Source organism: Streptomyces sp. V4I2, assembly GCF_030817655.1.
Classification (GTDB): Bacteria; Actinomycetota; Actinomycetes; order Streptomycetales; family Streptomycetaceae; genus Streptomyces; species Streptomyces plumbiresistens.
Genome location: NZ_JAUSZM010000003.1, coordinates 4,653,394 through 4,668,035, shown reverse-complemented (window position 1 = coordinate 4,668,035; position 14,642 = coordinate 4,653,394). Strand labels below are relative to the sequence as shown.

Genomic DNA, 14,642 nt, shown 5'->3' with positions numbered 1-14,642 from the left:
CAGCTGAGCGTCCGGCCGGTGTCGGGGGGCGCCCGCCCGGCACCGGGCGGGCGCCCGCGAGGGCGTCAGCCGCCCTTGCGCACCGCCCCCGCCAGGATCCAGCCCTCCACCGCCTCGTACTGCCGCCGCTGCTCCTCCGACTTGCGCCGTCCCGAGGCCAGCGTGCCCAGCCACCCGAAGAGGAAGCCCGCCGGGATCGACACCAGGCCCGTCGTCGTGAACGGGAACCAGTTGAAGTCGGCCTCGGGGAAGGCGGAGAAGGGGGAGCCGGAGACCAGGTTCGTGCCCGGCATCAGCAGCACCACGACCAGCGAGCCGCCGATCAGCGTGCAGAGCAGGCCGGTTCGGGTGTAGCGGCGCCAGAAGAGGCTGTAGACGAGGGCGGGCGCGATGGCGGAGGCGCCCAGGCAGAAGGACAGGGTCACCAGGGGTTGCAGGCTGCGGTGCTGGACCAGCGTGGCCAGCACGATCGCCGGAACCCCGACCGCCAGCGCCGACATCCGCGCCAGCATCATCTCGCGGCGCTCGGACATCTCGTGCACCCGGGCCGCGAACACGTCGTGGGCAAGGGAGTTGGCGCAGGCGAGGATCATGCCGGCGACGGAGGCGAGCAGGGTGAGGAAGAGCGCCGTGGTCACGGTCGTGAACAGCAGGGTCTCGGCCGTGGAGGCGTCGGCGCCGAAGGCCGCCCGGGAGGCCAGCAGATACGCCGTGTTGCCCTGCGGGTCCTCCTGCGCGATCACCGCCCGGCCGATCAGCGCCGTCGCGCCGAACCCGACGACCGTGATGACCAGCACGAACAGCACCACCGACGACACCGCCCAGGACATCGACCGGCGGACCTGACGGGCACTGGAGGCCGTGTACATGCGCATGGTGACGTGCGGCAGACAGGCCCCGCCGAGGACCACGGCCAGTTGGGCGCTGATCATGTCGAGGCGGGGGTGCGGACTGCCCGCGAACTCCAGCCCCGACTGCAGAAAGGCGGACCCCACGCCGCTCTGCTCCGCCGCCGTGTCGAACAGCGCGCCCGGATCCCAGTCGAACCTGTTCATGATCAGTACGGCGACCACCGCGCCCGACCCGAGCAGCATCACGATCTTCATGATCTGGATGAGGGCCGTGCCCTTCATGCCGCCGATCGCCGCGTAGCTGATCATCATCGCGCCCAGTCCGATGATGCAGCCGGTCTTCAGCGAATCGCCGGAGAACCCGAGGATGAACGCCAGCAACTGCCCTGTCCCGGCCAACTGCACCAGCATCAGCGGCAGCAGCGCGGCGATGGTCACCACGCACGCGGCCATCCGCACACCCCGCCCCGGCATCCGCCGCGCCAGCGCGTCCCCCATCGTGAACCGGCCCGCGTTGCGCAAGGGTTCGGCCAGCAGGAACATCAGCAGCATCAGCGACAGGGCCGTACTGAGCGCGAGGACGACACCGTCGTACCCGTACAGCGCGATCACGCCACCCGTGCCGAGCACGGTCGCGGCGGATATGTAGTCCCCCGCGATCGCGAGGCCGTTGCGCATGGGGGACAGGGAGCTGTAGCCGGTGTAGAACTCGTCGAGGTCGTCCCGGTCGGGCCCGGTCATCACGCACAGCAGCAGCGTGATGGTGGCGACCGTCGAGAACGCCACCAGGGACATCGCCTGCGCCGAATCGCTGAATCCCGTCATCGCCCCGCCCCCTCCTCCCGCTTGGCGTTCAGCTCGGACTCCCGGCGGATACGGTCCGCGATCGGATCGACGTAACGCCGGGCCGTGTGCTCGTACAGCGCGATCGCCAGCCAGGTGACCGGCAGTTGGACCATCGCGAGCAGCAGGCCGGTGGGTATCCCGTCGGTGACGGTGCTCGACATGAACCCCGGCGCGAACGCGGACAGGATCAGAAAGAGCGTGAAGTACCCGAGCGCGGTGAGCGTGGCCGTCCGCCGCTGCCAGCGGTAGGCGCTGCGCAGGATCCGCAGGTCGCTGTGGTGACCGAGGGCGGGGCGGTGCTGCGGGCGCTGTCTGGGGGGGTCGGGCGGGGCGGCGGGTTGCCAGGGGTAGGTGGAGTAGGGCGGTGAGGAGTCGTGCGGCTGGTGCGGCTGGTTCTGATACGGCTGATACGGGGGGTACTGCTGATGCGGGTACGACGGTGACGGGTCGTAGGACATCCCGGTGCTCCTTGCGCGGCTCAGGAGTTGGGGGGTGGGCGAGCGGAGCAACGCACGCTACTCGGAGGTAGGCGTGTGCGCGAGGGTTTCACCAAACTGATTGGTCGGTACGCGCTTACTCCGCTGACCAGGGGTGTTACCCGCATTAACTCTGATTTTTGAGCGGCGTGTCACACTCACGGCCGCCCGACTCCTCTGGTTGGCAGGACCTCAGAAGGAGACAGAGCAATGGAGATTGTCGTTTTCGGAGCGAACGGGCCGACCGGTCGGCTGGTCGTCGAGCGGGCGGGGGCGGAGGGGCACGCGGTCACCGCCGTCACACGCCACCCGGAGGCCTTTCCGGTGCGGGGCCCGCGACTGCGGGTGGTCGAGGCCGATGTGCACGACCCCGTCGCGGTCGAGCGTGCGGTGGCCGGGCAGGACGCCGTGATCTCGGCGCTCGGCGTCCCGTACAGCAAGGACCCGGTGACCGTGTACTCCGCCGGCGCCACCCACATCACCCAGGCCATGACCAAGCACGGCGTACGACGCTTCGTCGCCGTGACCTCCACCGTCCTGTTCGGCACGTCTGCGCCCGGCGAGAACCTCCTGTTCCGCAAGGTGCTGGAGCCGGCCGTCATGCGGTTCATGGGACGCACGGTCTACGACGACATGCGCCGCATGGAGGCCGTCGTCCGTGACACCGACCTCGACTGGACGATCCTCCGCCCCGGCGGCCTCTTCGACACGGACACGGTCAGCGACTACGGGGTCGGCACGTCGCGCCTGCCCGGCCGGTACACAGCGCGGGCCGATCTCGCGCATGAGCTGGTACGGCAGGTTGTCGACGCCGGTCATCTGCCCGCCTTCGTCCGCGCCTTCGTCGACGTACGCACGACTGAGAACACGCCGACGTTCCTTCAACTCATCCGGAAGGAGGCAGCCGGCGACAAGGGGGCGGCGCCTGTACGTGATTGACGGCTGGTGTGGCCCTGTCAGTGTCCGAGGCGTGAGAGGGACGCGAGCCGGTAGGCGATGCCGGGGCGGCCGGCGACCGTGATCTCGCCCTCGGCACAGAAGCCGCTGCGTTCCAGGACGGTCCTGGAGGCCAGGTTGTCGAGCGTGGTGACGGCCGTGAGGGAGGTCAACCCGTACCTCGTCGCGGCCAGCCGGCACACGGCCCCGACCGCCGCCGTGGCCACGCCACGCCCCGCCGCGGATTCGCCCACCCGATAGCCCAGTACGGCCGAGCCGTCCGCCGTCACATCCATGAGGTTCACCCGGCCGATCAGCTCGCCCTCCCCGTCCAGTACCACGTGGAAATGGCAGACTCCCGCGTCCTGCTCGGCGAGCAACGCCTTGTGGCGGGCGTCGAATTCGGCGAAGTACGCGTCGCCGCGATCCGATATGGAGCGGACGAAATACGCGCGGTTCGCGCGCTCGAAGGCGAGGAGTGCGTCCGCGTGGTCGGGGCGCAGTCGTTCCAGCTTCACCATGCGGTGCAGGGTAGGCGGGGGGCGGCTGTCGAGCACCTCAATAAACGTGAGCCGACCGCGTGAGCCGGCCACGCCGCAAGACACCCGCAAGACACCGCAAGACACCCGTCATTGCTCCGTCAGCACCGGGAAGCGCCGAGGCGCGAGCACCAGCAGCACCACGAACGCGATCGCCGCCGCACCCGCCGCCCCGAGGTACACCGCATGCACCGCGTCCGCGATCGCGTGCCGGGTCGCCTCGGGCGCGGGGCCGGCGTCCAGGGCTCGGGTCACGGAGTCCAGGTCGCTCGCGCCGCCGAGCCGTGCGGCCAGTACGCCGTTGGCGACCGCGCCGAAGAGGGCCGCGCCGAGGGTCTGGCCGGTCTGGCGGCAGAAGAGCACCGAGGCCGTCGCCGTGCCGCGCTCCGCCCAGCCCACCGTGGACTGGACGCCGACGATCAGCGGGAGTTGGAACAACCCCAGCGCACCGCCCAACAGCAGCATCAGCAGCGTCGGTTGCCACGCCTCACCCGGATACGGCAGGAACGGGAACGCCAACAGGATCAGCGTCGCCGTGCCGATGCCGAGCATCGCGGTGTTGCGGAAGCCGATGCGGCGGTAGACGTGCTGGCTCAGCGCCGCCGACACCGGCCAGCTGAGCGTCCACACGGAGAGGACGAATCCGGCGGCCACCGGCCCCAGTCCGAGGACCGACTGGGCGTACGTCGGCAGGAAGACGGCCGGGGCGACCATCAGCAGCCCCAGTGCGCCGAGGGCCAGATTCACCGCGGCGATCGTACGGCGACGCCACACCCACCCGGGGATGATCGGCTCGGCCGCCCTGCGCTCCACCAGCACCACGACCGCCACGAGCACGAGTCCCGTACCGAACAGGGCCATCGAGGGCGTCGACAGCCATGGCCAGGCCACCCCGCCCTGCACCAGCGCGGTGAGCAGGACGCCGCCGCAGGCGAACACCGCGAGCGCGCCGGCCCAGTCGACACGCGCGCGCGTGGCGGCCTTTCCCTCCTCCTCAGGTCGTACGTCCCGCTGCGGCTCGTGCAGGTGGCGGACGATCAGCCACAGCGCCACCGCGCCGATCGGCAGGTTGACCAGGAAGATCCAGCGCCAGTCCGCGTACGCCGCCAGGACACCGCCCACGCCGGGTCCCGCGACCGCGGACACCGCCCAGACCGTGGACAGCTTGGCCTGGATCTTGGGGCGGTCCTTGAGGGGGTAGAGGTCGGCGGCGAGAGTCTGGACCGTGCCCTGCAAGGCGCCTCCGCCCAGGCCCTGTACGACCCGGAAGGCGATCAGCGCGCCCATGTTCCAGGCCAGGGCGCAGAGCAGGGAGCCGAGCAGGAACAGGACCGCGCCCGCTATCAGTACCGGTTTGCGGCCGAAGGTGTCGGAGAGCTTGCCGTAGACGGGGAGAGTGACGGTGACGGCGAGCAGATAGCCGGAGAACAGCCAGGAGAAGACCGAGAAGCCGCCGAGGTCGCCGACGATCTGCGGTACGGCGGTGGAGACGATGGTGGAGTCGAGGGCCGCCAGCGCCATCGCGAGCATCAGGGCGGCGACCACGGCACCGCGCCGGTCGGGTGTGGTGCGCTGCGCTGCCTGCTGTATCGCGGGTTGCGTGTCGCCCACGCGGAGTCCTTTCCCCTTGCATCTATCTGCCGTCGGACAGCTTCCCATCCGACGCGTGCATCGCGGGAGGCCTTGACCATGACGCCGCGGGAGGGTGGAGGCTGAGTGGGCCGAGAGGTGGAGCGAACCCCGAGAGCGGCTCCACCCGGCGGTGGACTGCCCCTAGGGGTACCTCCGTACTACGGCTGGGGGAGGGTTCGTACCGGCGGAGGACGAGACGGCACGGGGATGGTCCTTAACCTGGCTTTATGCCGCTGGGGAGCGGTCGGGGGGCGGTTCACCGCACGTCCGGGGGTGGGGTTTTCCCCAGCACAAGACGGGGCCCGGCACCAGCGCGCCGGACCCTCTCCGGGCGCCAGACTCATCGGCGTAGCACTTCGACGCACCAAGGCGAACGGCTCAGCCGCTGAACATCTGCTGAGCATCTGCCTGGCATCTGCTGGGCAACAGATTCACCTGCTGACCGACATAGGAGACATACCGTGACATCGGCTGTGACCATCACCAGGCACGGGGGCACTGGCGGGCGTACGGCCGTTGCCGCGCGAGCGCGGCAGGTCGTGAAGGCGTACGGGTCCGGGGAGACCCGTGTCGTCGCGCTCGACCACGTCGACGTGGACATCGCCCGCGGCCAGTTCACCGCGATCATGGGCCCTTCGGGGTCCGGCAAGTCGACCTTGATGCACTGCCTCGCCGGGCTCGACACCGTGACGTCCGGGCAGATCTACCTGGACGACACCGAGATCACCGGGCTGAAGGACAAGAAGCTCACGCAGCTGCGCCGGGACCGGATCGGGTTCATCTTCCAGGCGTTCAACCTGCTGCCGACCCTGAACGCCCTGGAGAACATCACGCTGCCCATGGACATCGCCGGGCGCAAGCCCGACAAGGCGTGGCTGGGGCGGGTCATCGACACCGTCGGGCTCTCCGACCGGCTCAAGCACCGGCCCACCCAGCTCTCCGGCGGACAGCAGCAGCGCGTCGCCGTGGCCCGTGCCCTGGCCGCCCGGCCCGAGATCATCTTCGGTGACGAGCCGACCGGAAACCTCGACTCGCGCGCGGGTGCCGAAGTACTGGGCTTCCTGCGGCAGTCGGTGGACGAGCTGGGCCAGACCATCGTGATCGTCACGCACGACCCGGTGGCCGCCTCGTACGCGGACCGGGTGCTGTACCTCGCCGACGGCCGGATCGTCGACGAGATGTACAAGCCGACCGCCGAGGCCGTCCTGGACCGCATGAAGGACTTCGACGCCCGGGGGCGTACGTCATGACCGTCCTGAAGACCTCGATGCGCAACTTCTTCGCGCACAAGGGACGCATGGCCCTGTCGGCCGTCGCGGTCCTGCTGTCGGTGGCGTTCGTGTGCGGCACGCTCGTGTTCACGGACACCATGAACACGACGTTCGACAAGCTGTTCGCGACGACCGCTTCCGATGTCACCGTCTCCCCGAAGGAGGCCAAGAGCGACGACACGCCGCAGAACGGCAAGCCCGAGTCGCTGCCCGCCTCCCTGCTGGAGCAGGTGAAGCAGGCGGAGGGCGTCAAGGCGGCCGAGGGCGTGGTCGGTTCGTCGGCCGTGACCGTCGTCAACAGCGAGAACAAGAACATGGGCTCCAACAACGGCGCCCCGACGATCGCCGGCAACTGGACGAAGAACGACCTCCGGTCGATGGAGATCACCTCCGGACACGCCCCGCGCGGGCCGACCGAGCTGATGGTCGACGCCGACACCGCCGACAAGCACGACCTCAAGCTCGGCGACGAACTGCGCACCATCTCCGTCGCCGGTGACTTCACGGCGAAGATCGTCGGCGTCGCCACCTTCAAGGTGACCAACCCCGGCGCCTCGATCGTCTTCTTCGACACCGCGACCGCACAGCGCGAACTCCTCGGCTCCGCCGGCCGGTTCACGCAGTTCAACGTCACGGCCGCGGCCGGCGTCAGTGACACGCAGCTCAAGCAGAACGTCGCTCAGGCGCTGGACGGCACGTTCAAGCTCCAGACGGCCAAGGAGAACGCCGACGAGAACCGCAAGGACGTCGGCGAGTTCATGAACGTCATCAAGTACGCCATGCTCGGCTTCGCCGGGATCGCGTTCCTGGTGGGCATCTTCCTGATCATCAACACCTTCTCGATGCTGGTCGCCCAGCGCACCCGCGAGATCGGCCTGATGCGGGCCATCGGCTCGTCCCGCAAGCAGGTCAACCGGTCCGTGCTGGTCGAGGCGACACTGCTCGGCATCGTGGGCTCCATCCTGGGCGTCGGGGCCGGCGTCGGCATCGCGATCGGCCTGATGAAGCTCATGTCGGCGGCCGGCATGAACCTCTCCACCGACGACCTGACCATCAAGGCGACCACCCCGGTCGCCGGCGTCCTGCTGGGTGTCGTGGTCACCGTCCTCGCCGCCTACCTCCCGGCCCGCCGCGCCGGGAAGGTCTCCCCGATGGCCGCACTGCGCGACGCCGGTACGCCGGCCGACGGCAGGGCCGGGCTGGTGCGCGGCCTGATCGGGCTGGTGCTGACCGGCGCGGGCGGGTTCGCCCTCTACGCGGCCGGCACCGCCGACAAGGCGACCGACGGTTCGCTGATGCTGGGCGCGGGCGTGGTGCTGACCCTGATCGGCTTCGTCGTCATCGGCCCGCTGCTGGCCGGCGGGGTCGTCCGGGTGATCAGCGCGGTGCTGCTGCGGGGCTTCGGCCCGGTGGGACGCATGGCCGAACGCAACGCCCTGCGCAACCCGCGCCGTACGGGCGCCACGGGCGCCGCCCTGATGATCGGCCTGGCCCTGGTGGCCTGCCTGTCGGTGGTCGGCTCCTCGATGGTCGCCTCGGCGACGAGCGAGCTCGACAAGTCGGTCGGCGCGGACTTCATCGTCCAGGGCAACCAGCGGATCGTCCCGCAGGCCGAGAAGGCGATGGAACAGAGCCCGGGCCTCGCCCACGTCACCAGCTACAAGGAACTCGAGGCCACGCTGACCTCGCCCGACGGCAAGACCGACGACTCCGGCGTCACCGCCGCGGACCCCTCGTACGCCGAGGACCTGCGCCGCGTGACCACGGCGGGCACCCTGACGGCCGCCTACGGCAAGGACGCCATGTCGGTCGGCTCGGACTACGCCAAGGCGCACGGCGTGAAGGTCGGCGACACCGTCAACGTCGCCTTCAAGGGCGGCGAGACGGCGAAGCTGAAGGTCGCGGCCATCACGAGCGACGACAGCGCCCTCGACCAGGGTGCGCGCTACATCAGCATCGAGACGATGCGGAAGTACGTCCCGGCCGGCCAGATCCCGCCGAACACGATCATGTTCGCCAAGGCGAAGGAAGGCCAGACGGAGCAGGCGTACGCGGCGCTGAAGAAGTCGCTGGACAACTACCCGCAGTACCAGGTCCGCGACCAGACCGACTACAAGCAGGAACTGAAGGACCAGATCGGCCAGCTCCTCAACATGGTCTACGGCCTGCTCGCCCTGGCGATCATCGTGGCCGTCCTGGGTGTGGTGAACACCCTGGCCCTGTCGGTCGTCGAGCGGACCCGTGAGATCGGCCTGATGCGCGCGATCGGCCTCTCGCGGCGCCAGCTGCGGCGGATGATCCGCATGGAGTCGGTGGTGATCGCCCTCTTCGGCGCACTGCTGGGCCTCGGGCTCGGGATGGGCTGGGGCGCCACCGCCCAGAAGCTGCTCGCCCTGGAGGGCCTCAACGTCCTCGAGATCCCCTGGGCGACGATCATCGGCGTCTTCATCGGCTCGGCCTTCGTGGGCCTGTTCGCGGCGCTGATCCCGGCGTTCCGGGCGGGGCGGATGAACGTACTGAACGCGATCGCGACCGAATAGCCACCGCGGACGGGGAAGACCCGGCGCCGAGAAGTCAGGGGGACTTCTCGGCGCCGGGTTCATTGGTGTCTGCCGAGGTCCACCTTCCGACGGGGGTGGGTGGGCACAGGCCGGGGGTCCAGGGGGCGGAGCCCCTGGTACGCCCACACAGGCGCCGAGCACCAGGCGACGCACGTTATCCACAGGGCGTTATCCACAGCTCCCGCACCCGCCCGCGCAGCGACGTACGCTGGAGACCCCCCGGCCGGTCCCCGTGTCGGGCCCTTCGCGATGCCCGCCCTCAGACGAAAGCCGCCCCCGAATGAGCCTGCACGGTCTGCTCGACGCCGTAGTCAAGGACCCCGCCCTCGCGGAAGCGATCACCGCGGCCGCAGACGGCAACCGCATGCACGTCGACCTGGTCGGCCCGCCCGCCGCCCGCCCCCTCGCGGTCGCCGCGCTGGCCCGCGAGGCAGGCCGCCCCGTGCTGGCGGTGACGGCGACCGGACGCGAGGCGGAGGACCTGGCCGCGTCCCTGCGCTCGCTGCTCCCGCCCGAGGGCGTCGTGGAGTACCCGTCCTGGGAGACCCTCCCGCACGAGCGCCTGAGCCCCCGCAGCGACACCGTGGGCCGCCGCCTCGCCGTGCTGCGGCGCCTGGCCCACCCCCGCCCCGACGACCCCGAGACCGGCCCGGTCTCCGTCGTCGTCGCGCCCGTCCGATCCGTGCTGCAGCCGCAGGTCAAGGGCCTCGGCGACCTGGAGCCGGTGGCCCTGCGGACCGGCCGGACCGCCGACCTGAACGAGATCGTTCAGGCCCTCGCTGCCGCCGCGTACGCGCGCGTGGAGCTCGTCGAGAAGCGCGGCGAGTTCGCCGTACGAGGCGGCATCCTCGACGTGTTCCCGCCCACCGAGGAACACCCCCTGCGCATCGAGTTCTGGGGCGACGACGTCGAGGAGATCCGCTACTTCAAGGTCGCCGACCAGCGCTCCCTCGAAGTCGCCGAGCACGGCCTGTGGGCGCCGCCCTGCCGTGAACTTCTGTTGACGGAAGACGTCCGCACGCGTGCGCGTGCCCTCGCCGAGCAGCACCCGGAGCTGGGCGAGCTGCTCGGAAAGATCGCCGAGGGGATCGCCGTAGAGGGAATGGAGTCCCTGGCACCGGTTCTCGTCGACGACATGGAACTGCTCCTGGACGTCCTGCCCAAGGGCTCCATGGCCGTCGTCTGCGATCCGGAGCGGGTACGCACGCGTGCCTCCGACCTCGTGGCGACCTCGCAGGAGTTCCTGCAGGCGTCCTGGGCGGCCACCGCGGGCGGCGGCGAGGCACCCATCGACGTCGGCGCGGCCTCCCTGTGGGCCATCGCGGACGTCCGGGACCGGGCGCGCGCGCTGGACATGATGTGGTGGTCGGTGTCGCCGTTCGCGGCGGACGACGAACTGGACGCCGACACCCTGAAGCTCGGCATGCACGCGCCCGAGACGTACCGCGGCGACACGGCGAAGGCGCTCGCCGACACCAAGGGCTGGCTCGCCGACGGCTGGCGCGCGGTGTACGTGACCGAGGCCCACGGCCCGGCGGCCCGTACCGTCGAGGTGCTCGGCGGCGAGGGCATCGCGGCCCGCCTGGAGGCGGACCTCGCCTCGCTGAACCCCTCCGTCGTGCACGTGGCGTGCGGCTCGATCGACTACGGCTTCGTCGACCCGGGGCTGAAGCTCGCCGTCCTGACGGAGACCGACCTCTCCGGGCAGAAGGCGGCCGGCAAGGACGGCGTCCGGATGCCCGCCCGGCGCCGCAAGGCCATCGACCCGCTCACCCTGGAGGCGGGCGACTACATCGTCCACGAGCAGCACGGCGTGGGCCGCTACATCGAGATGGTCCAGCGGACCGTACAGGGCGCGACCCGCGAGTACCTGGTGGTGGAGTACGCCCCCGCCAAGCGCGGCCAGCCCGGCGACCGCCTGTACATCCCCACCGACCAGCTGGAACAGATCACCAAGTACGTCGGCGGCGAGGCCCCCACCCTGCACCGCCTGGGCGGCGCCGACTGGACGAAGACCAAGGCGCGCGCCAAGAAGGCGGTCAAGGAGATCGCCGCCGACCTGATCAGGCTGTACAGCGCGCGGATGGCCGCCCCCGGGTACGCCTTCGCCCCGGACACCCCCTGGCAGCGCGAGCTGGAGGACGCCTTCCCGTACGCGGAGACGCCCGACCAGCTCACCACCATCGCCGAGGTCAAGGAGGACATGGAGAAGACGGTCCCGATGGACCGCCTGGTCTGCGGCGACGTCGGCTACGGCAAGACGGAGATCGCGGTCCGCGCCGCCTTCAAGGCGGTCCAGGACGGCAAGCAGGTCGCCGTGCTCGTCCCCACCACCCTGCTCGTGCAGCAGCACTTCGGGACGTTCGGCGAGCGCTACTCGCAGTTCCCGGTGAACGTCCGCGCCCTGTCGCGCTTCCAGACCGACACCGAGGCGAAGGCGGTCCTGGAGGGCCTGCGCGAGGGCTCGGTGGACGTCGTCATCGGCACCCACCGCCTGTTCTCCGCCGAGACCAAGTTCAAGGACCTGGGCCTGGTCGTCGTCGACGAGGAGCAGCGCTTCGGCGTCGAGCACAAGGAGCAACTGAAGAAGCTGCGCGCGAACGTCGACGTCCTGACGATGTCCGCGACCCCCATCCCGCGCACCCTGGAGATGGCGGTCACGGGCATCCGCGAGATGTCGACGATCACCACGCCCCCCGAGGAGCGCCACCCGGTGCTCACCTTCGTCGGCCCGTACGAGGAGCGGCAGATCGGCGCCGCCATCCGCCGCGAACTGCTGCGCGAGGGCCAGGTCTTCTACATCCACAACCGCGTCGAGTCGATCGACAGGGCCGCGGCCCGTCTCAGGGAGATCGTCCCCGAGGCCCGCATCGCGATCGCCCACGGCCAGATGTCGGAGCAGGCCCTGGAGCAGGTGGTCGTCGACTTCTGGGAGAAGAAGTTCGACGTCCTGGTGTCGACCACGATCGTCGAGTCCGGCATCGACATCTCCAACGCGAACACCCTGATCGTGGAGCGCGGCGACAACTTCGGCCTCTCGCAGCTGCACCAGCTGCGCGGCCGGGTGGGCCGAGGCCGCGAGCGCGGCTACGCCTACTTCCTCTACCCGCCGGAGAAGCCCCTCACGGAGACCGCCCACGAGCGCCTGGCGACCATCGCCCAGCACACCGAGATGGGCGCGGGCATGTACGTCGCGATGAAGGACCTGGAGATCCGCGGCGCCGGAAACCTCCTCGGCGGCGAACAGTCCGGCCACATCGCGGGCGTCGGCTTCGACCTGTACGTCCGCATGGTCGGCGAGGCCGTCGCGGACTACCGCGCCTCCATGGAGGGCGGCGTCGAGGAGGAGGCACCCCTCGAGGTCAAGATCGAGCTCCCGGTCGACGCGCACGTCCCGCACGACTACGCCCCCGGCGAGCGCCTGCGCCTCCAGGCGTACCGGGCGATCGCCTCGGTCAACACCGAGGACGACATCAAGGCCGTACGCGAGGAACTCGTCGACCGCTACGGCAAGTTGCCGGAGCCGGTGGAGAACCTGCTGCTGGTGGCCGGGCTGCGCATGCTCGCGCGCGCGTGCGGCGTCGGCGAGGTCGTCCTCCAGGGCAACAACATCCGCTTCGCGCCGGTGGAGTTGAGGGAGTCCCAGGAGCTGCGCCTCAAGCGGCTCTACCCGGGGACCGTCATCAAGCCGGCGGCGCATCAGGTGCTGGTGCCGCGGCCGAAGACCGCGAAGGTGGGCGGGAAGCCGCTGATCGGGCGGGAGTTGCTGGGCTGGGTCGGGGAGTTCCTGACGTCGATTCTGGGGTCGTAGGCCCTTTCGGGGCCCCGTGGAGCGGGCCTCAGACGGAACGGAACAGCGTGGTCGCCAGGGTCCGGAACACCTCCTCCGGGTCCCGGTCGCCGACCGCGCCGTCCAGGTTGTGGCCGAGGAGCAGCGTGGCGAACCCGTGCGCCAGGGACCAGGCGGCGACGCCGGCGAGGCGGGAGTCGACGCCGAAGTCCTCGGCGCGCACGGCGGAGACCGCTTCGCGCAGGGCGTCGGCGGCGAGGGCACGGCCCGTGGTCAGCTCGAGGTCGTCGCCGCGCAGTAGCTCGGGCGTGAACATCACCTGGAAGTGCGCGGGGTGCTCGCGCGCGAAGCGTACGTAGCGAACGCCCGCGTCCTTGAGGTCCGAGGCCTCGTTGAGCGCGGCCGCGAGCAGCCCGAAGCCCTCGGCCGCGATCGCCGTGAGCAGTCCGGTGCGGTCCTTGAAGTGGTGGGCGGGCGCCGCGTGCGAGACGCCGGCGCGGCGGGCGAGGTCGCGCAGGCTCAGTGCGGAGGGGCCGTCGGCGGCGATGACGTCGAGCGCGGCGCTGAGGATGGCGCGGCGCAGGTCGCCGTGGTGGTACCGGCGGGGGGCGTCGTCCGTCTTCTTCGGTTCGGTGGGGCTCATGGGCAGCAGCGTACGCTCGATCTAGGCATTGACAAGTTCGGACGGGTCGGGCAATCTTGTCAGTGTCAAGTTGTGCTGGCGTGCTGGTGCTGGTGCGTGATGCGTCGAGGAGGTACGTCATGGGGGAGTACGACGGAGGGATCGACGGGACGGTCGATGGGGCGGTGGAGCTCGCCCGCGTGCGTCAGCTCTGGCAGCTGCTGGAGCCGCTGCATGCGGTGCTGTACTACGCGCCGGAGGTCTTCGCCGAGGCCGCGGCACTGGGCTATGACACCGGGGAGCGCTGGCCGACCTACTTCCCGTACCGCGCGGCCCCGTTGGGCCCGGTGGGTGCCGAGCGGGTGACGTCCGCCTTCTACAGCTTCAGCCCGCGCATGGTCGCCGAGTACGTCGAATCGGCGTGGTCGGTCGCGAGCCCCGAGGCGATGCTGGAGGCGCGGCTGCGGGGGGTTGACGGGGCGTACCGCGCGATCTTCGGCGACCGGGCGGACAGTGCCGAACTGGCGGAGGCCGCCGCCCTCGCCCGGCGCGCGGCCGAGGCGGCGAACACCGCAGGCCGTCCTCTCGCCGCGGCCAACGCCGCACTGGAGTGGCCCAAGACCCCTCACCTCCAGCTGTGGCACGCGGCGACCATCCTGCGCGAGCACCGCGGCGACGGCCACATAGCGGCCCTGCTCGTCGCCGGCCTCGACCCGGTCGAATCGCTCGTCTCCTTCGCCGCGATAGGCGCCGCGAGCGTCGAACGCTTCGAGAGCCGCGGCTGGAGTGCCGCGGAGTGGGCGGCCGCACGGGAGCGGCTGTCCGCCCGCGGTCTGGTCGACGAGGACGGTACGGCCACGGAGGCGGGCCGTGCGCTGCGACGCCGCGTCGAACAGGACACCGACCGACTCGCCGCCGCTCCCTGGCAGTCCCTCGGACGGGACGGCACCGACCGCCTGGTCGACCTGCTCGGTGACTTCTGGGTCGCGGTGCTGTCGTCCGGACTGCTGCCCTCGGAGACGACGTTGGGGATCGGGAAGGTGTGAGTCGGGCGTGAGGTGAGTGTGTGGCGGGCGGCGGGCGGCGGGCGGCGGGCTTCCGTCGGTCCGTCGGTCCGT

Annotated in this window: 10 protein-coding genes; 5 read left to right on the top strand and 5 right to left on the bottom strand. The window is 70.6% G+C overall.

From position 1 onward, the window contains the following. Positions 1-65: 65 nt before the first annotated feature. Complete coding sequence (locus tag QFZ76_RS21930) at positions 66-1,676, bottom strand: cation acetate symporter (RefSeq protein WP_307675336.1); 1,611 nt, start codon at positions 1,674-1,676, stop codon at positions 66-68. Next, a complete protein-coding gene (locus QFZ76_RS21925; RefSeq protein WP_307675335.1) occupies positions 1,673-2,155 on the bottom strand; it encodes a DUF485 domain-containing protein in 483 nt (160 codons plus the stop codon). Before QFZ76_RS21925 ends, QFZ76_RS21930 begins: the two co-directional genes overlap by 4 nt. A gap of 228 nt (positions 2,156-2,383) precedes the next feature. On the opposite strand from QFZ76_RS21925, the gene QFZ76_RS21920 reads away from it, so the two are divergent. Beyond that, on the top strand, positions 2,384-3,112 hold the full coding sequence (locus tag QFZ76_RS21920; protein ID WP_307675334.1) for an NAD(P)-dependent oxidoreductase: 729 nt from the start codon (positions 2,384-2,386) through the stop codon (positions 3,110-3,112). Positions 3,113-3,129: 17 nt separating this feature from the next. Here QFZ76_RS21920 and QFZ76_RS21915 read toward each other — a convergent pair whose 3' ends face one another. Together QFZ76_RS21915 and QFZ76_RS21910 are read right to left on the bottom strand one after the other, a co-directional pair. Then, a complete protein-coding gene (locus tag QFZ76_RS21915; RefSeq protein ID WP_307675333.1) occupies positions 3,130-3,630 on the bottom strand; it encodes a GNAT family N-acetyltransferase in 501 nt (166 codons plus the stop codon). 108 nt (positions 3,631-3,738) lie between these two features. Beyond that, on the bottom strand, positions 3,739-5,259 hold the full coding sequence (locus QFZ76_RS21910) for an MFS transporter (protein ID WP_307675332.1): 1,521 nt from the start codon (positions 5,257-5,259) through the stop codon (positions 3,739-3,741). A gap of 482 nt (positions 5,260-5,741) precedes the next feature. On the opposite strand from QFZ76_RS21910, the gene QFZ76_RS21905 reads away from it, so the two are divergent. The 3 genes from QFZ76_RS21905 to mfd all read left to right on the top strand — a co-directional run bounded on the left by QFZ76_RS21905 (position 5,742) and on the right by mfd (position 12,923). After that, complete coding sequence (locus QFZ76_RS21905) at positions 5,742-6,530, top strand: ABC transporter ATP-binding protein (protein ID WP_266438411.1); 789 nt, start codon at positions 5,742-5,744, stop codon at positions 6,528-6,530. Beyond that, positions 6,527-9,091 (top strand): ABC transporter permease, encoded by a 2,565-nt coding sequence (locus tag QFZ76_RS21900; RefSeq protein ID WP_307675331.1) that lies wholly within the window; start codon positions 6,527-6,529, stop codon positions 9,089-9,091. Before QFZ76_RS21905 ends, QFZ76_RS21900 begins: the two co-directional genes overlap by 4 nt. 301 nt (positions 9,092-9,392) lie before the next feature. Further along, positions 9,393-12,923, top strand: a complete 3,531-nt coding sequence (gene mfd, locus QFZ76_RS21895) for a transcription-repair coupling factor (RefSeq protein ID WP_307675330.1) — start codon at positions 9,393-9,395, stop codon at positions 12,921-12,923. Between the two features lie 28 nt (positions 12,924-12,951). Here the strand turns inward: mfd and QFZ76_RS21890 are convergent, their stop codons facing one another. Then, complete coding sequence (locus QFZ76_RS21890; RefSeq protein ID WP_307675329.1) at positions 12,952-13,545, bottom strand: TetR/AcrR family transcriptional regulator; 594 nt, start codon at positions 13,543-13,545, stop codon at positions 12,952-12,954. A 119-nt stretch (positions 13,546-13,664) separates the two neighbouring features. Between QFZ76_RS21890 and QFZ76_RS21885 the strand changes: the two genes are divergently transcribed. Next, on the top strand, positions 13,665-14,570 hold the full coding sequence (locus QFZ76_RS21885) for a hypothetical protein (protein ID WP_307675328.1): 906 nt from the start codon (positions 13,665-13,667) through the stop codon (positions 14,568-14,570). The last annotated feature ends 72 nt before the right edge of the window (positions 14,571-14,642 follow it).